At 69.7% G+C, this 18,032-nt stretch carries 16 protein-coding genes, 1 tRNA gene and 1 pseudogene; 12 read left to right on the top strand and 6 right to left on the bottom strand.

All coding sequences use genetic code 11. The features are described from left to right. Nucleotides 1–73: 73 nt before the first annotated feature. On the bottom strand, nt 74–1,234 hold the full coding sequence (locus tag G406_RS0113355) for a CaiB/BaiF CoA transferase family protein (RefSeq protein WP_028934230.1): 1,161 nt from the start codon (nt 1,232–1,234) through the stop codon (nt 74–76). A 198-nt stretch (nt 1,235–1,432) separates the two neighbouring features. Between G406_RS0113355 and G406_RS59705 the strand changes: the two are divergent. After that, nucleotides 1,433–1,975 (top strand): annotated as a pseudogene (locus G406_RS59705) (rhomboid-like protein); the annotation flags it as partial. A gap of 36 nt (nt 1,976–2,011) precedes the next feature. Here G406_RS59705 and G406_RS58830 read toward each other — a convergent pair. Next, nucleotides 2,012–2,602, bottom strand: coding sequence for a COX15/CtaA family protein (locus G406_RS58830; RefSeq protein ID WP_028934228.1), 591 nt, complete (start codon nt 2,600–2,602; stop codon nt 2,012–2,014). A gap of 435 nt (nt 2,603–3,037) precedes the next feature. Between G406_RS58830 and G406_RS46645 the strand changes: the two genes are divergently transcribed. Continuing rightward, nucleotides 3,038–3,628, top strand: a complete 591-nt coding sequence (locus G406_RS46645; protein WP_342666216.1) for a GntR family transcriptional regulator — start codon at nt 3,038–3,040, stop codon at nt 3,626–3,628. Between the two features lie 308 nt (nt 3,629–3,936). Here G406_RS46645 and G406_RS46640 read toward each other — a convergent pair whose 3' ends face one another. Continuing rightward, nucleotides 3,937–4,761, bottom strand: a complete 825-nt coding sequence (locus tag G406_RS46640; RefSeq protein WP_084216034.1) for an IclR family transcriptional regulator — start codon at nt 4,759–4,761, stop codon at nt 3,937–3,939. Between the two features lie 494 nt (nt 4,762–5,255). Here G406_RS46640 and G406_RS0113325 point away from each other — a divergent pair, with 494 nt between their 5' ends. Beyond that, nucleotides 5,256–5,885, top strand: a complete 630-nt coding sequence (locus G406_RS0113325; protein WP_156934835.1) for a hypothetical protein — start codon at nt 5,256–5,258, stop codon at nt 5,883–5,885. Nucleotides 5,886–5,901: 16 nt separating this feature from the next. Here G406_RS0113325 and G406_RS0113320 read toward each other — a convergent pair. Together G406_RS0113320 and G406_RS0113315 are read right to left on the bottom strand one after the other, a co-directional pair. Beyond that, nucleotides 5,902–5,976, bottom strand: a tRNA-Gly gene (locus tag G406_RS0113320). A 115-nt stretch (nt 5,977–6,091) separates the two neighbouring features. Next, complete coding sequence (locus G406_RS0113315; protein WP_245607103.1) at nt 6,092–7,378, bottom strand: multidrug effflux MFS transporter; 1,287 nt, start codon at nt 7,376–7,378, stop codon at nt 6,092–6,094. 284 nt (nt 7,379–7,662) lie between these two features. On the opposite strand from G406_RS0113315, the gene G406_RS0113310 reads away from it, so the two are divergent. Continuing rightward, nucleotides 7,663–8,124 carry a hypothetical protein gene (locus G406_RS0113310; RefSeq protein ID WP_028934225.1) on the top strand — a complete coding sequence of 154 codons (462 nt, stop codon included), beginning with the start codon at nt 7,663–7,665 and terminating at the stop codon, nt 8,122–8,124. A 40-nt stretch (nt 8,125–8,164) separates the two neighbouring features. Continuing rightward, complete coding sequence (locus tag G406_RS0113305) at nt 8,165–8,998, top strand: crotonase/enoyl-CoA hydratase family protein (protein WP_028934224.1); 834 nt, start codon at nt 8,165–8,167, stop codon at nt 8,996–8,998. A gap of 141 nt (nt 8,999–9,139) precedes the next feature. Here G406_RS0113305 and G406_RS0113300 read toward each other — a convergent pair whose 3' ends face one another. Then, nucleotides 9,140–9,694 carry a TetR/AcrR family transcriptional regulator gene (locus G406_RS0113300; RefSeq protein WP_028934223.1) on the bottom strand — a complete coding sequence of 185 codons (555 nt, stop codon included), beginning with the start codon at nt 9,692–9,694 and terminating at the stop codon, nt 9,140–9,142. Between the two features lie 71 nt (nt 9,695–9,765). On the opposite strand from G406_RS0113300, the gene G406_RS0113295 reads away from it, so the two are divergent. The 7 genes from G406_RS0113295 (at nt 9,766) to G406_RS0113265 (ending at nt 17,726) form a co-directional block, all read left to right on the top strand. Continuing rightward, on the top strand, nt 9,766–11,307 hold the full coding sequence (locus tag G406_RS0113295; RefSeq protein ID WP_028934222.1) for a class I adenylate-forming enzyme family protein: 1,542 nt from the start codon (nt 9,766–9,768) through the stop codon (nt 11,305–11,307). Then, a complete protein-coding gene (locus tag G406_RS0113290; RefSeq protein ID WP_051342041.1) occupies nt 11,304–12,215 on the top strand; it encodes an alpha/beta hydrolase in 912 nt (303 codons plus the stop codon). Before G406_RS0113295 ends, G406_RS0113290 begins: the two co-directional genes overlap by 4 nt. 85 nt (nt 12,216–12,300) lie before the next feature. Beyond that, nucleotides 12,301–12,459, top strand: a complete 159-nt coding sequence (locus G406_RS0113285; protein WP_211241132.1) for a hypothetical protein — start codon at nt 12,301–12,303, stop codon at nt 12,457–12,459. A 75-nt stretch (nt 12,460–12,534) separates the two neighbouring features. Further along, nucleotides 12,535–13,779 (top strand): AGE family epimerase/isomerase, encoded by a 1,245-nt coding sequence (locus tag G406_RS0113280; RefSeq protein ID WP_028934219.1) that lies wholly within the window; start codon nt 12,535–12,537, stop codon nt 13,777–13,779. Nucleotides 13,780–13,939: 160 nt separating this feature from the next. Further along, nucleotides 13,940–14,902: a pirin family protein gene (locus G406_RS0113275; RefSeq protein WP_028934218.1), complete on the top strand. Its 963-nt coding sequence runs from the start codon at nt 13,940–13,942 to the stop codon at nt 14,900–14,902. A 160-nt stretch (nt 14,903–15,062) separates the two neighbouring features. Continuing rightward, entirely contained in the window at nt 15,063–16,322 is a 1,260-nt protein-coding gene (locus G406_RS46635; RefSeq protein WP_281172429.1) for an LCP family protein, read from the top strand. A gap of 39 nt (nt 16,323–16,361) precedes the next feature. Then, nucleotides 16,362–17,726 (top strand): CoA transferase, encoded by a 1,365-nt coding sequence (locus tag G406_RS0113265; protein ID WP_028934217.1) that lies wholly within the window; start codon nt 16,362–16,364, stop codon nt 17,724–17,726. Nucleotides 17,727–18,032 lie beyond the last annotated feature (306 nt).

The following is an 18,032-nucleotide window of genomic DNA, read 5'->3' as shown; positions in this document are numbered from 1 at the left end:
ACGACGGTAAAGCTGTCGTGAGTGCGTAGACCGGCTACGCTTCGCGCCGCTTCGCGGTAGACGCCCTCATCACTCACGAGGGGGTGAGCCAGGTGCGTAGTTCGGGGCCGTGCTCGTTCAGCTGGGGAGGCGGTAGGCGGTACTGGACGGGGGTTGCGGACAGGCGGAGCGGGTTGCGCGTAGTGGGCACCGCGCGAGAACCCGTGCCGACCTCCACCACCGGGTCCAGCTCGAACCGTTCCGCCATGGCGAACCCGCCGTCGATCGTGTTGATCGGACCGCACGGCACCCCGATGTCGACGAGCTGCTCGAACCACTCCTGAGCGCCCTTGAGCGCGAGCCGCTCGATGAGCAGAGCCCGCAGCTCGACCCGGTTGACCGTTCGGTCACCGTTGCGCAGGAAGCGGGGATCGTCGGCCAGCTCCGGCACGCCGAGCAGCGCGGTGAGCCGTCGGAACTGACTGTCGTTCGCCACCGCGATGATCATGTCGTTGTCGGCGGTCGGGAACGGTTCGTACGGGTAGACGCTGGGATGCGCGTTGCCCATCCGGTACGGCACGACGTCGGCCGCCACGTACGCGGAGCTCTGGTTCACCATCCCGGCCAGCGCGGAGGACAGCAGGTTGACCTCGACGCGCTGACCCTCGCCGGTGTGGTCCCGGTGGCGCAGGGCCGCGAGGATGCCGATCGCAGCGTGGTTGCCGGCGAACACGTCGATGACCGAGATTCCGGTGCGGGTCGGCGGCCCTTCCGGATCGCCGGTCATGCTCATCAGCCCGGACATGGCCTGCACCATGAGGTCGTAGCCGGCCACGTGCGCCCCGGCGCCCGAGCCGAACCCGGTGATGGAGGTGTAGATGACCGAGGGGTTGTCGCCGCGGACGGTGTCGTAGTCCAGCCCGAAGCGGGCCAGTCCGCCGGATTTGAAGTTCTCGATGACGACGTCGGCGCGCCGGGCCAGCTCGCGCGCCAGCGCGTTGTCCTCCGGCTTGCGCAGGTCCAGGGCGATGGACCGTTTACCCCGGTTGATGCTGAGGTAGTAGGTCGCCACGTCGGTACCGTCGACCTCGCGGGTCGGCGGTGTCCAGGTGCGGGTGTCGTCCCCTTCGGGACTCTCGACCTTGATCACGTCGGCGCCGAGGTCCGCGAGCATCATGGTGGCGTACGGCCCGGCCAGGATGCGGGAGAAGTCGGCGACGAGCACCCCGGACAGTGGACCACGCTGTTCTGTCATCGGGTTCAACCTTAACCTCGGCGCAGTGCGCCGACCACTGACCTTCACCGGCCCTCGACGGCCCAGCTTCCCGCTGGACGCACCGGCGAACGACCCGAGTACGCCCGGTACGAGGGCCGTTCGCCGGCACGCCCAGCGGAAACCTGGATCCGCCGATGATCCGGCGAACATCGGCGGTCGACGCACTAGATTTCTTCAGTGGCGTTCAGATCGATTGCCCCACGGCTGCGCGGTGCCCCGGGCACGCTGATCTATCTGTTCACCCTGCTCGTCACCCAGCTGACGTTGAACACGGTGGACGACCGGATCGGCCGCAGGCTGCTGCTCAGCGAGTCGACGAACCTGCACAACATGACCCGTTCCCCGGTGCAGGTGCTGATCGGCTCGGCGTTCTGGACCGACACCTCGCCGCTGCTGACCTGCCTCGGGCTGCTCGCGCTGCTGGGGGTGATGGTGCCGGTCGAGCGCTGGCTCGGTACGTGGCGCTGGCTGGCGACGGTCGTGGTGGGCCATCTGGGTGCGACGCTCGTCACATTACTGGCAACCGCTTATGCATTGAGCCACGGAATGGTCGGGTCGGCGGTCGCGCAGGCCTCGGATGTCGGGGTCAGCTATGCGTTGTTCGCGGCCGCCGGCGTGCTCACCTATCGCTTCGGTACCCGTGCCGCGGCGACGACCTGGCTCGCGGTGTTGCTGCTGGGGCTGGTCACCGCACTGGTGTTGCATCACGAGGTGGCCGACCTCGGGCACCTGAGCGCGTTCCTGATCGGCCTGGCGTTACGGGCGCTGACCAGGAGCTCGCTGCCGCAGTCGATGCTTGAGCCAGGCGAGCAGGCCGACGGTCGCCGCGCCGAGCAGCCAGCTGACGACCATCGCCACGAAGCTGTGGCCGAGGTAGAGCTGCGCGACCCCGACGGCGAGCACGATCGCGCCGCCCAGCCAGCCCAGCGCGGTGCGGGCGCCGCGTTCGAGATGCCGGCGCAACAACCACCAGCCGACGCAGCAGACGACCACGATCGTGGTTCCAGGTCCGGAGATGCCGAGCCAGCCCAGCGCCAGCTTGCCCACGGCGACCACGACCCAGGTGACCGCGACCGCGGCGAGGGCGTCGCGTAGCGGTGCCCAGCGGTCGGCCCGGCGGGCGATGACTGCCGCGGTCACCAGCAGGCCGAGTGTGGCGATGAACGGGCCGCCCGCGATGGAGATGCCGTTGGCCAGGAAATGCGACCAGCCGCGCAGCCGTGCCTCGCGTGCGGCGAGCCCGCCGGACAGGGCGTCGTGCCTGGCCAGATGGGTTGCCAGGGCCACTGCCGCGGCGACGAAGCCGAGAGCGGTGAGGTACAGCAGGGGCGGCAGGTGCCGCGCCATCCGGTGTCGTCCGGGCGGCGTGGGTCCGCCCGGACGATGAGAGATGGTTGCAGACACAAGCCTCTCCGTCCGCTCTGGTGATCAGTCGGTCTATAGTCCATAATCGACAACGTCGTCTGTCCGCGAAAAGTGCCGCACCGCCTGGGGTTTCTCGTCACGGGCGGGGTGTTCTCAGGCTGCGGGATCGCGGTCGAGTCGCCGGATGACTCCACCCACTGGAGTAGCGAGTCCGACTTGGTGACTGGACGTTCGTTCGGCATAATGGATAATACGGTGTACTCGTTGTAACAGACGCTGCTACAACTTAGATGAGACATTAGATAACGCTGTTGTAGGTCGACTCTGCGGGGAGACGTGATGAGCGAGCCAGCATCCGTGCGGCGGATCGAGGCGTTTTCCGTCGTCGATCGGGTCACGGCTGAACTCCGTTGAGCGATCATCACCGGCGCCATGCAGCCTGGCCAGGAGTTCTCCCTGCGCCAGATCGCCGGCCAGCTGGGGATCAGCTTCATCCCGGTACGCGAGGCGCTGCGCACGCTCGAGGCGGACGGCCTGCTGCACACCCGGCGAGGACGAAGCGCGGTCGTGGCACCGCTCGACGAGGACGGGCTGCTGGGCATCACCCGGTTGCGCAAGCTCATCGAGCCGGAGCTGTGTGCGAACGCCTGCATGCGGATGCGTGCCGGCGAGCTCGACCGCCTCGAGGCCAAGATTTCGAGCATCAACCCGCCGCAGTGCTCCCGTGAGGAGATGCTGCAGGCGCACATCGAGTTCCGTGCGGAGCTCCTGCGCCCCGCGGCCACCAACTGGGACCTCAAGATCCTGGACCGTCTGTGGCAGGGCGCCGCACGCTACCTCTACCCCGGCTACAACGCCGTCGGCGACACCTGGGACGTCTACACCTCCCCGGAGCAGCAGCAGCGCAACCTCATCGCCGCGTTCCGAGCCAGGGACGCCGACGAGGCGCGAGCGGAAACCGAGCGCCAGCTGGACCAGGACGAAACAATCGGCAAGCTCGGTCTGTAGGGCCTGTTCCGCGCGGAGTTTTCCCGTGACCACCCCGGCTCGCGCGAGCGCTCGCTGGGGTACTCCCGGGAAAACAAGCCGACTTCGTCGGCCGAGCGCGCGCTTGTCGTCGCCCTGGGAGCCGCCGCTGGGGTTGGCGAGGTTGGTTGCGGACATTCACTACGCCGGCCTTCGCCGGAACTCCTTCGGAGACTCGCGGAGCCGGCTTGGGCAACGTCCACGCTCAGGACGTGCATCTCGCGCAGAGGTTGCGTATGCCGCACAGAGGCTGGGCCTCTGTGCGGCATGTGAGCGGTCTGTGTGAGCTGTCAGGCGCTGGCTGCGTCGGGCTTGTCTTTGCCAAAGACCTTGTTCACGTGCGCTACCCGGGCGACGTTCGTGCTGTCCTTCGCACGCTCCGTTGCCAGGGCGTCGGGGGTCAGCAGGTACGAGACGCGGCGGGCCGCGCCTACCGTGGAGCGGATGTAGCGCTCACGGTCGCGGGAGAACTTCTCCGGTGAGACGCACAGGGTCAGGGCCGCGATGACCGCTCCGGAGCGACCGTCCCTGATCGGGGCGGCCACGCAGCTGATCGACATGTCGGTTTCCTGCAGATCGAACGCGACGCCGTTGCGCCGAACGACCGCCAGCTGGCGGCGCAGTACCTCACCGTCGGTGATGGTCTTCGGGGTGAGTTGCTCGAGGTTGTCACCGGGGTCGAGATCGAGGTGCGAGAGCAGGATCTTGCCGGACGCGGTCGAGTGCGCGGGCAGCCGGTCGCCGACCCTGGCGACCGGTGCCGAACCGTGTGGCTCCACCTGTCCGATGGACAGGATGTGGCCGTTGTCCAACGTGGCGAGCCCAGCGGTCTGGCCGTGCTGGTGCGCGAGCTGGCTCAGTACGGACGAACCGATCCGGGCGACATCGGTGCTGTTCACCAGATGGCCGGAGAGCGTGAGTAACCGCCAACCCAATCGATAGCGCGCGTCGGGTGTGCGCTGCAGCAGGCCGATGGTGGCGAGGCTGGACAGCAGCTCGTGTGCGTTCGACCGTGGAATGCCGAGCTCGGCCGCCATTTCGCGAACGCCCCAGTCAGGGCGCTCCTCGGTGAACAAGGTGAGCACACTGCCGGCTCTTCGTATCGTGTTCAACATCGATTTTTTGTCCCCCCGGACATGTACCCGGCGGAAGCCGGCCGACTAATTGTTGCATCATGGCGATCGCGCGTGTACTCGCAGTAGCGATATACGGGATACAGCCGGCCGATGGATTCCGCAGGCAGCACGCGGCTCGAGCCCAGGACAGGACCTGCGGCCGCGGCACCTCCGGAGACAGACATGGAAACCGCAGAATAGGGCAGGATCCAGCGGAAACTCAACAAGCGCCGCTCAAGACCTAACATATCCATAGGCATTAAAGAGTATGCCCATTTCTTTTTCCGCAGTTCGGAGCCTCGCGCAAGATCTGTGAACGTGCAACCAGCGTCTCTGGATGTGAGACGTTGCGCAATCGCACCGTGATAGCCCCAGTTGTTGAAAGCTGGACATTGCGCCGTTCCGGTGGTGACTGGTCACGGTCTGATGTAGTTCGTCGCGGAGTGATGTTGAAGGGTGTTTGAGTAGGACGGGTGGGGGCTCGGGTCGCGGCGGTGGCCGCAGTTGCGTTGTTGATGTTCGCGGGGTTCGGCTTCGCCTGGGCGGGTGGCTCGGGCGGCGACGCGTCGAGTGACGTGGTCGCCGTGCCGGTGCCGACGTTCGGCTCGACCGATGTGACCCAGTCGGCCGCGGTGCCGCCGCGAGCGACGCTGCTGCCGACGGACTGTGCCGAGCTGTTGCCGGGCTCCACCGACATGGCCGCGTTGCTCGGCAAGCCGACCGGCAGCGTGGGGGTGCGCACCGTGCTGGGCGTGCCGTCACCGCAGGTGGGGCAGCTGGAGCGGGTCACGTGCAACTACCAGGCTCCTGGCCGGCCCGGCCCGGCGCTGGTGATGACACTGACCGCGTTCACCGATGCGGCCTCGGCGGCGGTGCAGCGGGACCGCAACATCGCGGCGGAGAAGGCCGACACCCGCGGCGTGCGGACCACACCGCTCGGCACCGCGAGCGCGACGCTGCTGACCCAGGCGGACCGCAGGCTGCTGATGGTCGCGCACGACCGCTTCACCCTGACCGAGGGCCTCACCCTCGGGCTGGTGCCGGACGACGCGGCGGAGCCGGTGCTGGCCGATCTCGCACAGCGCGTACTACCGACGCTGGGACCGGCGCAAGCCGGGCACTGATAATACACTGAGAGAGCAGGGGCGGCCGGATTCGAACGCGGCATCTGACCGGAGTGGAATCCGGCCGCTCTACCAGTTGAGCTACACCCCTCTGCAGGTAGAAAGAGTAGACCCTAACGCCTCCCCGGAGTCAGGTACCCCCCTTTCCACCTGCAGCTGATTTTGGTCCCAATGGGGCAGCGGACCAAGACTTTTTTAACACTTACTTAGTGAACGACCACCACGTCGGCGTCCCGGGGGACCTCCAGCCGCCACGGCCTGGCCACCGTGACCAGCACGATCGTCGCCAGCAGTACGCCGCTCGCCATGACGCCGGCCATGGCGGGTGCGTTGTTGCCGAACACCCCGACCAGCGGTGAGGCGATCGCCCCGATGCCGAACTGCATCGCACCGAGCAGCGCGGCCGCCGTACCGGCCGACTCGCCGTGCTGTGACAACGCCACCGCGGGCGCGTTCGGCATCATCAGCCCGCTGAAGAACAGCACCGCCCACAGCGGCCCGACCAGCCCCGGCAGTCCGCCGAACCCGGTCGCCGCGGCAGCGAACAGCACTCCGCCGGACACCGTGGCCAGGATGCCGGCGACCACCAGCACCTGGTGCGGCTCGAACCGGCGCAGCAGTCGCGCGTTGAGCTGGGTGGCCCCGATCAGCCAGATCGCGCTCAGCCCGAAGAACAGGCCGAACTGCTGCTGGGTCATGCCGTACTGCTGCTGGAACACGAAGCTCGCGCCGGAGACGTAGCCGAACACCCCGGTCATCGCCAGCCCGGCGACCACCACCAGGCCCATGAACGTCGCGTTGCTCAACAGGCCGCCGTAGGTGCGCAGCGTGCTCCGCAGCTTCAGCGGCTGACGGCGGTCGACGGGCAGCGTCTCCGGGAGGGTCAGCGCGGTGAGGATCATGGTCAGCAGCCCGAGCAGCGCCAGCATGGCGAACACACCACGCCAGTGTGTCCAGCGCAGCAGCTCGCCGCCGATCGTCGGCGCAAGCACCGGGGACACCCCGAGCAGCAGCATCAGGCGGGACAGCAGCGTCGCGGCCGCCCTGCCGTTGAACAGGTCCCTGGCGACGGCGACCGCGAGCACGGCGCCCGCCGACGCGCCGAAACCCTGCAGGACCCTGGCGATGTCGAGCAGTACGACGTTCGGTGCGACCAGGCACAGCAGCGACGCGACGACGTGCACGATGCTGCCGATGATCAACGGCTTGCGTCGCCCGACCGCGTCGGACAGCGGGCCGACCAGCAGCTGGCCGAACCCCAGGCCGAGCAGCGTGCCGGTCAGGGTGAGCTGGATGGCCGACTCGGTGGTGTGCAGGTCCAGCGCGATCTTCGGCAGCGCCGGCAGGTACATGTCGATGGAGAACGGGCCGAGCGCGATGAGTGCACCCAGCGCGAGGATCAGCCTGCGACGTTCGCGAGCGGTGTACAGCTCGCCCGCCGTCGCGGCGCGGGTGGTGGGAGGTGACTCCGCACGGTCTGCGGCGATGGTCACGGATACTCCTCGTCTACGGCACTACAGGGACGGCACAGCTGACTTCTTCGTCCTGGTGCCCGAGGAGGACAAGCGATCCGTGCCCGGGTTTGTTCCGGATCCCGCGGAGTGGTGACATTCCCCAAAATCCGGCCAAATGCTTTGCCATCGGCGCGGTGTGGTGCCCACCATGGGGCGGTCGTGAGCGCACCCTCCTCACTCGAATGGGGGGTGCCGGTAGCTGTTCCGAGAGCGCAGGCGATAGTGACCATATGAAGGTTTCCCGCAGGGTTATCACTATCGCGGTGTCTGCCCTGGTGCTGGTGGCTGGCGTGGTGATGGGACTGTTGCCGGTGACGGCGTCCATTACGCAGGTCAAGCCGCAGTTGCGGCTGCTGACGGCTGAGTGTGGCAACGGCTTCCTGCTGACCACCCCACCGGTGCTGCCCGGTGACCTCGTCGCGTTGCCCAGCGAGCGCGACGTGTTCCTGCCGAGGCAGACCTACGCGGACCACTGTTCCGACGCCGTCGGTGTGCGGCGTTACGCCTCCTGGGGCCTGACCGCGCTGGGTGTCCTCGGGCTGGCGGTGACGCTGGCGGGTGGTTCGTCCGCGCCGAGCACGCCGAAGCCGAGGCCGGAGCCCAAGTCGAAGCGCGCAAAGCAGCCGGAGCCCGAACCGGAACTCGACCAGCACGAGGACGAGCCGAGCTCGGACGAACCGGGTTCGAGCCCGACCGCCTCGTCCGGTGGTGCGCACCGTCGCTAGAACGCTTCACCGTCAGGTCTGACTGTGAAAGTATCGGCGCATGTCCGATGACGAGTACGAGACACTGCGCTACCGGGTCGCCGACCGCAAGGCCTACGTCACGCTGAACCGGCCGGATCGGCTCAACGCGATCACCGCCGAGATGGCGCGCGAGCTGGCCGCCACTGTGGACCGCGCCAACCAGGACCCGGACGTCCACGTGATCGTCCTCGCCGGTGAGGGCCGCGCGTTCTCCGCCGGATACGACCTGAAGCGCTACGCGGAGCAGGGCGAGGCGTTCCAGCCGCCGGTGTGGGACCCGATCAAGGACTACGCGCTGATGAAGCGCAACACCGACGACTTCACCAGCCTGTGGCGCTCGCTCAAGCCGACCATCGCCAAGGTGCACGGCTACGCGGTGGCCGGTGGCAGCGACATCGCGCTGTGCTGCGACCTCGTTGTCATGGCGAACGACGCGCGCATCGGCTACATGCCCGCGCGGGTCTGGGGCTGCCCGACCACGGCGATGTGGGTGTACCGGCTCGGCGCGGAACGGGCCAAGCGGATGCTGTTCACCGGCGACACGATCGACGGCGCCACGGCCGCCGAGTGGGGCCTGGTCCTGGAGGCGGTGCCCGCCGACGAGCTGGACACCGCGGTCGAAGGCCTGGCCGACCGGATCGCCGGTGTGCCGGTCAACCAGCTGGCCATGCAGAAGATCATGATCAACCAGGCGTACGACAACATGGGTATGTCCGGCACTCAGCTGCTCGCGACCCTGTTCGACGGCATCGCACGACACTCCCCGGAGGGCCGCTGGTTCCAGGACCTGGCCGAGCGCGAGGGCTTTCCCGAGGCGGTCCGCTGGCGCGACTCAGGCCGCTGGATCCCCTGACCCGTGAGTGGCAAGTGGCCCTACCGCGAAGCGGCGCCGAAGGCGTAGCACCACTCGGCACTCACGACAGCTTTTCCGTCGTGAGTGCCGAGTGGCGCTATAGGACCACTTGCCACTCACGGGTGCACCTGAGCCGACCACCTACTGAGCGGAACTCCACCGAGCAAGGACTGCATCGGCCAGCTCAGGATCGTCCCGCAACGTGCTGGTCAACGCCAACCCACGCAGCAACATGAGCAGCGATTCGAGCGACACCCGCGCCTCCGCAGGCGACTGGGAGGCGAAGTCCGGAGCCAGCAGCGACTGCACCGCGTGACCGATCTCCCGCTGCGATGGCAGCAACGCCTCACGCAGCGCGGGATCGGTCCGCGAGGCCATCCACAGTTCCAGCGCGGCCTGGAATGCGGGCCCGGACATCGCCGCGCGCACCGCGGCCAGCCGTCCTTGCGCGGTGTCCGGCGCCGCGGCCCGGATCTCGTCGAGCTGCAGCCGCGCCACGTACTCGACAGCGGCGGCGAGGAGCTCCGCCTTGGACGGGAAGTGGTGCAGCAGCGCGCCCCGGGACACCCCGGCCCGTTCCTGGATGCGTTGGGTCGACGTGCCGGCGTACCCGAGCTCGACGAGGCAGTCGACCGTGGTCTCCAGCAGGTGGGTGCGGGTGCGGTCGCGTTGCTCGCGGCGGGTGGTGGCGGCCATCGGAGCAGATTAGGCGGCGCACGCCCGTGAGATAACAGTCAGGTTGGACTGTCAACCACTACTGTGGGCGCATGTTGGCTGCTGAGCTGGTGAGACGTGGTGCCCGGCGGTACGCGAACCGGGTCGCGGTGGTGGTCGGCGACCGCGAGATGACCTACGCCGAGGTGGACGAGCGGGCGAACCGGCTGGCCAACGTGTTCCTGTCGCTCGGCTACGGCGCGGGACGGCCCCGGCAGCGGGTCGGACTGCTGGCCGACAACGGCGTCTGGTCGGTCCCGCTGGAGTTCGCGTGCCTCAAGGCCGGCGTCGCCAGGGTTCCGTTGAACGCGCGATTGTCGGTGACCGAGCAGGCCAGGATGCTCAACGAGACCGACGTGCGGCTGCTGGTCCACAGCGAGGAGCTCACCGACCGCGCGCACGAGCTGGTGCTGCGCTGCGAGGGGCTTCGGCTTGCCGGTCTCGGAGTACGCGAGCGCGCCGACGACGTCAACCTCATCGCCGAGGCGGACGCGGCGAGCGCGACCGACCCGGCCGTGCTGCTGGCCCCCGACGACCGCACGGTCGTGCTGTTCACCTCGGGGACGAGCGGCACGCTCAAGGCGGCGCAACACACCCAGGCCAGCATCTCCGCGATCACCGCGAACATCCTGGCGAACCTGGTCGACCCCGGCCGCGACTCGGCCATGTTGCACGCCGCGTCGCTCGTCCACGCGAGCGGAACGTTCCTGCTGCCCTACTGGCTGCGCGGCGGCCGCGCCGTGGTCCTCCCCGGTTTCGACCCGGAGCGGTACCTCGACGTCATCGACGACCAGCGGATCACCACGGTCAACCTGGTGCCGACCATGCTCGGCCTGCTGTTCTCCTCCGGCGCGCTGGACGATCCGAAGCGCGCGAGCAGCCTGGACACGATCATCTACGGGGCGAGCCCGATGCCCCGGCCGATGCTGGAGCGCGGGCTGGAGCGGTTCGGCCCGAGGTTCGTGCAGTACTACGGCCAGACCGAGGCGCCGCTGTGCCAGACCGTGCTGGACAAGGTCGACCACACCGACCCGACGCTGCTCGGCTCGTGCGGGCATCCGGCGGTGGACGCCGAGATCGTCATCGCCGACGAGCAGGGCGATCCCGTCCCACCGGGTGAGATCGGGGAGCTTCGGGTGCGGGCCCCGTTCGCCATGGCCGGCTACTTCAACGCGCCCGAGCTGAACGCACAGACCATCACCCCGGGCGGCTGGATTCGGACCAGGGACATGGCGCGCGCCGACGACCGCGGCTACGTCCACCTGGTCGACCGCGCGAGCGACATGATCATCACCGGCGGGTACAACGTCTACCCGCGTGAGGTGGAGGACGCGCTGTCGGTCCATCCGGCCGTCGCGGAGTGCGCGGTCGTCGGCGCGCCGGACCCGACCTGGGTCGAGGCGGTCACCGCGTTCGTGTCGCTGCGCCCCGGGGCCAGCGTCACCGACGAGGAGCTGCTCGGTTCCGTCCGGGACCGGCTGGCCGGGTACAAGGTGCCCAAACGGATCGAGATCGTCGAGGAGATACCGAAGTCCCCGGTGGGCAAGATCCTGCGCAGGGCGCTGCGCGAGCCGCTGTGGCGGGACCAGCCATGAGCACGGTCACCGACGTCGCGGTCCCGGTCCGGTTCAAGGGCGGCTCCGGGCACATCGCCGGCACGCTGACCGTGCCGCCGGGTGGCGCGCGGACCGTGCAGCTGCTCGTGCACGGCTACAGCTACGACCGGTACTACTGGGACTTCCCGTACCAGCCGGACACCTACTCCTACGTCCGCGCGGCCGACCGCGCCGGCTATGCGACCCTGGCGATCGACCGGCTCGGCGACGGCCGCTCCACCCGTCCCGCCGGACGACGGCTCACCTGGGGCAACGCCGCACTGACCGTGGCGCAGGTGGTCAGCGCGCTGCGGGACGGCAGCCTCGGGACCCGGTTCGACCAGGTCGCGCTGGTCGGCCACAGCTTCGGTTCGGTCACCAGCTACCTCGTCGCGGGCCGCCATCCCGGCGTCGACGCGTTGGTCATCACCGGCGCCGCGCACCGGGTGAACATGGCGCGCATCTCCCAGCTGCTGCTGAACTCGCCGCCGGTCGGGCCCGGCCCGCTGTACACCACGACACGGCGCGGCTGGCGGGGTTTCCTCTACCACGTCCCGAACGCCGACCCGGCCGTCATCGCGCTCGACGAGCAGCTGAAGCAGACCGCGGGCATGTTCGAGATTCCCAGCGCGCTGCCCTACCTGGTCAACGGCGTGTCACGGACGACGAACATCCCCGTGCTGACCGTGATCGGCGACCAGGACACGATATTCGCTCGTGGATGGGGAACCCCGGACTGCTCCTCCGACGCCGCGCTCGCCGACTTCGAGCGCCGCTTCTACGGTCCGGCGGCGACCGTCGAGGCGATGGTGGTCCCCGGCACCGGGCACGACATCAACCTCGAACGCACCGCCCCGGACGCGTACCGGCGGATGACCGGCTTCCTGGACCGTCACCTCGGCCGGTAGTCGAGGTAATCCGGGTTCGGTGTTTCGTGGTCCGGGTCACTGGTTACCCGACCGCATGGAACGTGGCAGCGACAAACACGGACCCGTGAAGGACGACGAACTGGAGCGCGAGATCGCCGAGGCGGTACGCGGCAACCCGCCGGTACGTGCCGAACAGTGGCCGGACCCCGAGGGCACCGCCGTCGAGCAACCCGAATCGAGTCGTACCCCCGAGGGCGCCGCAACCCCGCTCGACCTGCAGTAAGACTCGTGAGTGGTACGGGCGCCCCGGGGTGCCCGTACCACTCACGAGACCCGTGCCCGGGTACGCTGAGTAATCGTGGCGGATCTTCTTGGCGCGCAGCCCGGTGACGCTCCGGGGCAGGCAGGCTGGCTCATCGCGGAGACGGCCCGGCTGCTGGACTTCGCGGAAGGCTCGTGGGACCCGCTCGGCGGTTACGGGCGGCAGGACGACATCGGCATCCGCGCCCCCGGTACCCCGGCGGAGTTGTGGATCACCGGTCGGATGACGCACGTGTACGCGCTCGGTGAGCAGCTCGGTCACCCCGGTGCGTCCGAGCTGGTCGTGCACGGTCTCGGTGCGCTGCACGGCCGGTTGCACGACGACGAGCACGGCGGCTGGTACCCCGAGGTCGACTCGGGTGGGCCGGTGCGCACCGACAAGGAGTTCTACCAGCACGCATTCGTCGTGCTGGCCGCCGCGAGCTCGGTGATCGCCGGTCACCGGAGCGCACGCGGCCTGCTCGACGAGTCCCTGGAACTGATCGACCGGCGCTTCTGGTCCCGTGACGACGCCATGGTCTACGAGACCTGGGACGAGACGTTCACCGACCTGGAGCCCTATCGCGGGGTCAACGCCACGATGCACGGCGTCGAGGCGTTCCTCGCGGCCTATGACGCGACCGGCGCGGAAGTGTGGCGCGACCGCGCGCTGCAGATGACCGGACGGGTCGTGCGGGACTTCGCCGCACCCAACGGCTGGCGGATCCCTGAGCATTTCGACTCGGACTGGAACCCGCGCCCCGAGTACAACAAAGACCGGCCCGACGATCCGTTCCGGCCCTACGGCTCGACCGTCGGACACGGCCTCGAATGGTCCCGACTGTGCCTGCACCTGCACGCCTCGCTCGGCGAGAAGGCACCGCACTGGCTGGTCACCCACGCCCGGGACCTGTTCGAGCGGGCCGTGGGCGACGGGTGGGCCGTCGACGGGGCCGACGGGTTCGTCTACACCGTCGACTGGGACGGCAGGCCGGTCGTGCGCCAGCGCATGCACTGGGTCCTCGCCGAGGCCATCGCGGCGGCCGCGGCCCTGTACTCGGTGACCGGTGAGGAGACCTACCGGCAGCGGTACCAGACGTGGTGGGACTACGCCGAGCGCTACCTGATCGACCGCGAGAACGGCTCCTGGCACCACGAACTCGACCCGGGCAACCATCCGGCCGCGACCGTGTGGCCGGGCAAGGCCGACGCCTACCACGCGGTGCAGGCGACGCTGCTGCCCCAGCTGCCGTTGCGCGCCTCGGTCGCCGCGGCACTGCGCGACGGCATCGCGGCCAGCTAGCCCGCACACCGCCCCGCGAGTCGGGGATTTCGTCAGGGTGAGTCGCGGAATCCGTCATGCCCCGACGAGGGGAACGTGGTCGTAGATGAGACGGGAATGTCGGTGGGCCGCGGTATGTTCAGTGAATCAGTTGAAAGTTTGACTAACTGAGGAGCCGAACATGCCGGCCGTGACCGTTTCCGACATCACCACCCTGCCTCGTATCCCGGAGGTCGCTCCGGACGCCGTGGAACGCGGCGTGAAGTCGGTGACCGACGCGCCGACCGGCTACGAGGGCGAAGGCTTCCCGGTGCGCCGGGCGTTCGCCGGGGTGAGCCAGACCGAGCTGGACCCGTTCATCCACATGGACCAGATGGGCGAGGTCGAGTACGCACCCGGTGAGCCCAAGGGCACGCCGTGGCACCCGCACCGAGGGTTCGAGACCGTCACCTACATCATCGACGGGACGTTCGAGCACGCCGACTCGCACGGCGGCGGCGGCACGATCACCGACGGCGACACCCAGTGGATGACCGCAGGCGGTGGCATCCTGCACATCGAGAAGCCGCCGGAGGCGCTGGTCGTCAGCGGCGGTCTGTTCCACGGGCTGCAGCTCTGGGTGAACCTGCCACGTTCGCTGAAGAAGACCGCGCCGCGCTACCAGGACCTGCGTGCCGCGCAGACCGCTCTGGTGAGCAGCCGCGACGGTGGCGCGCTGGTCCGGATCATCGCGGGCGACCTGGGCGAGGTGTCCGGGCCGGGATCGACGTACACGCCGATGGCGATGATGCACGCGACCATCAGCCCCGGCGCACAGCTGCGGCTGCCGTGGCGCAAGGACTTCAACGCGCTGGTCTACGTCATGTCCGGTGCCGGTTCGGTCGGCGCCGAGCGTCGGCCGATCCAGACCGGGCAGCTGGCCGTGTTCGGGCCGGGCGACGTCATCACGGTCGCCGGCGCCGATCACCAGGAGTCCCGCTACCCGGCGCTTGACGTCGTCGTACTGGGCGGTGTGCCGATCCGTGAGCCGGTCGCCTGGGCGGGCCCGTTCGTGATGAACACCAAGGCCGAGGTGCTGACCGCGTTCGAGGACTTCGAGGCTGGTCGTTTCGGGCAGATTCCGGCTATCCATGGAACCGTATAAAGATTCATGGATCCGTAACGGCGTCCACTACGTCTCGCAAAGAGAAAGCGGCGCGCGAGGGCGGATGGCGACAATGCGTATCGTGGCGGGCGGCCGAACCGGGTGACATCGACCCGGTGGGATCGGCCGGGCGATGACGTGGGAAGGCGGGGTTGACGCGGTGGACTGGGCACGCGACCGGGACAAGGGGTCGTGGGGCAGGCCACGTTCGGGCAGCTCGGTCCCGCCGCCCGGCCGGGGCGGGCCACCGCCGCGCCCGCCGCTGTCCGGCCGGCCGCCGCCTCCGGGCCGTCCGAGGCAGCCGGGGAACTACCGGCGCAACGGGCTGACCGGACGCCCTCCGCAACCGCCGCCGCCCCCGGCCCCGTACGGGGCGCCCCCGCCCGGTGGCCAGTACGGTCGCCAGCCACCGAGACGCACCGCCGTCATGCCCGACCCGGCGGCCCGCCCGGCAGGCCGACCGCCCGCACCGCCCCGGCCCCGGCCGAACTGGGGCAGGCGGCTGTTCATCGCCCTGCTGGTGCTGCTGGTGGCGGTCATCGGAATCGGCGGCTACCTCGACACGAGGCTGACCCGCACCGCCGCTCAGTCCGACTACCAGGGCAGGCCGGAGAGCTCGGGGACGAACTGGCTGATCGTCGGCTCGGACAGCCGCGCCGACCTGACCGAGCAGCAGGAACAGCAGCTGACCACCGGGAACGCCGCCGGTCAGCGCACCGACACGATCATGCTCCTGCACACCGGCAGCGCGGGCACCACGCTCGTCTCGCTGCCCCGCGACTCGTTCCTCTCGATCCCCGGCCACGGCCGCAACAAGCTGAACGCCGCGTACGCGTTCGGCGGGTCGAAACTGCTGGTCAAGACCGTCGAGCAGGCGACAGGCCTGCGGATCGACCACTACGCCGAGATCGGCTTCGGCGGGTTCGTCGGTGTCGTGGACGCGGTCGGCGGGGTCGACATGTGCATCCCGTCCGCGATGAAGGACCCGAAGGCCGGGCTGAACGTCAAGGCGGGCTGCCAGGAGCTGGACGGGCAGACCGCGCTCGGCTACGTGCGCACCCGCGCGACACCGCGCGCCGACCTGGACCGGATGCAGCACCAGCGCGAGTTCCTGTCCGCGCTGATGGCCAGGGTCCTGAGCCCAGCGACGCTGGTCAACCCGTTCCGCCTGGTGCCGCTCGTGCAGTCCATCCCGGGCGCGCTCACCGTCGGCACCGAGGACCACGTGTGGAACCTCGCCTGGCTGGCCCTGGCCATGCGCCAGCTGTCCGGCCCTGACGGCAAGACGACCACGGTCCCGATCGGCAGCCTCGGTACCTCCGGCGGCTCGTCGGTGGTGCGCTGGGACACGACGAAGGCCAAGCAGTTCTTCACCGCGCTGGCCAACGACGAGGCGATCCCGAAGTCCGCTGAGAACTGACCGCTCCCGGCTCGGGTCAACGGTGTCAGGATCGAGGGCATGACCGCCGAATCGTGGCCGGGACTGCTCGCCGATGCCTGGCGAGCGGTGTCCGGCGACGCCGAGATGCCAGCCCGGTTCTCTCTGAACGGCCCCTCGCCGCACGCCGCGTTGCCCTCGGCCCTGCCGGTCGCGGACACCGCGGTGGCCTGCGTCGGGGCGGCGTTGCTCGCGGCCGCCCAGGCGGGAGGGCACCGGGCCGCGGCAGTGGATGCCGCGCACCTCGCCACCGCCGTGCGCAGCGAGGGTCGTCTGCGGGTCGACGGCGCGCCGGTCGGCCCGGGGTTCGCGCCGCTGTCCAGGTTCTGGGACACCGCCGACGGCTGGGTCCGCACCCACGCCAACTACCCGTGGCACCGCGACGCGCTGCTCACCGCGCTGGGCGTCACCGGCGACGACGACGTGGCGGCGGCCATCGCGGCGAGCACCTCGGCCGATGTCGAGAACCGTGTCGTCGAGGCGGGCGGGATCGCCGTGGCGATGCGCACCCCCGAGCAGTGGTCGGTGCACCCGCACGGCCGGGTCGTCGCCACCCAGCCATTGATCACCGCGACGCGGCTCGCTCCCGGCGCACCGCGAGGGCGGCGACCCGGCCCGTTGCCGGCCTCCGGTGTGCGGGTACTCGATCTGACCAGGGTGATCGCCGGCCCGGTGTGCACCCGCTACCTGGGGGCGCTCGGCGCGGACGTCCTACGGCTCGACCCACCGCACCGCCCCGAGCTGCCCATCCATCGCTACGACGGACTGCCCGGCAAACGCAGCGCCCTCCTCGACGCCACGACCCCGGAAGGCGAGCGCCACCTGCACGAGCTCCTCGACGGCGCCGACGTGCTGGTCCACGGCTACCGCCCCGGGGCGCTCAGCCGGTTCGGACTGGACGGCCACGCGCTCGCCGAGCGTCACCCCGGGCTGGTCGTGGTGTCGCTGTCGGCCTGGGGCAGCGAGGGACCGTGGGGCGACCGTCGCGGTTTCGACAGCATCGTGCAGGTCGCCACCGGCATCGCGGTGCGCGAATCCCCCGACGGCCTGCGCCCCGGCGCACTGCCGTGCCAGCTGCTCGACCACGGCACCGGCTACCTGTGCGCGGCCGCGGCCCTCACCGCGCTCCGCGAACAGTCCGTGCACGGCGGCACCCAGCTGCGTGAGCTCTCCCTGGCGCGCACGGCACACTGGTTGCTCGGCCAACCGGCGACGTCCCGCCCCGAGGGGGAGCGATCCGAAGGAGACTGGCTGACCACCCTGCCCGGGGAAGACGGCGACGTCACGACGGTCACGCCCCCGGGTTCCCTGGACGGCACCCCACTCGCCTGGCCCCCGCTCCGCATCGCCTACGGCGCCGACCCCGGCACCTGGCGCCCCCGCTGACCAGGCCAACGCACCCCGGCCTCGCCACCCCGCCGCTGGTCGGCCTGAGCCGTGACACCGCGCATCTCGCAGTCACACCGCGCACGGTGCACACCGCGCGGTGTGGACGCGACGTGCGCGGTGTCGCCCTGCTGGCGTCCACCCTCGCCGCGCCGGCCGGGCTGAGGTCGCCGGGCCTGTGGCTGCGCCAGATACGCGGCTGGACGCCACACCGCGCACCTAGCGCTCACACCGCGCACCTGGCGCTCACACCGCGCACCTGGCGCTCACACCGCGCACCTGGCGCCCACGGCGCGCACCTGGCGC

It is taken from the genome of Actinospineispora spinosispora DSM 44797, assembly GCF_000429025.1.
GTDB lineage: Bacteria > Actinomycetota > Actinomycetes > Mycobacteriales > Pseudonocardiaceae > Pseudonocardia > Pseudonocardia spinosispora.
Note: the sequence above shows the minus strand (reverse complement) of the source record. Positions and strands in the feature narration are given on the sequence as shown.

Excerpts from the sequence above, each read along its gene's own strand:
- G406_RS0113355 (WP_028934230.1), bottom strand. The coding sequence starts at position 1,234 with ATGACAGAACAGCGTGGTCCACTGTCCGGGGTGCTCGTCGCCGACTTC.
- G406_RS58830 (WP_028934228.1), bottom strand. The coding sequence starts at position 2,602 with ATGGCGCGGCACCTGCCGCCCCTGCTGTACCTCACCGCTCTCGGCTTC.
- G406_RS46640 (WP_084216034.1), bottom strand. The coding sequence starts at position 4,761 with ATGTTGAACACGATACGAAGAGCCGGCAGTGTGCTCACCTTGTTCACC.
- G406_RS0113305 (WP_028934224.1), top strand. The coding sequence starts at position 8,165 with ATGTCCGATGACGAGTACGAGACACTGCGCTACCGGGTCGCCGACCGC.
- G406_RS0113300 (WP_028934223.1), bottom strand. The coding sequence starts at position 9,694 with ATGGCCGCCACCACCCGCCGCGAGCAACGCGACCGCACCCGCACCCAC.
- G406_RS0113295 (WP_028934222.1), top strand. The coding sequence starts at position 9,766 with ATGTTGGCTGCTGAGCTGGTGAGACGTGGTGCCCGGCGGTACGCGAAC.
- G406_RS0113290 (WP_051342041.1), top strand. The coding sequence starts at position 11,304 with ATGAGCACGGTCACCGACGTCGCGGTCCCGGTCCGGTTCAAGGGCGGC.
- G406_RS0113275 (WP_028934218.1), top strand. The coding sequence starts at position 13,940 with ATGCCGGCCGTGACCGTTTCCGACATCACCACCCTGCCTCGTATCCCG.
- G406_RS0113265 (WP_028934217.1), top strand. The coding sequence starts at position 16,362 with ATGACCGCCGAATCGTGGCCGGGACTGCTCGCCGATGCCTGGCGAGCG.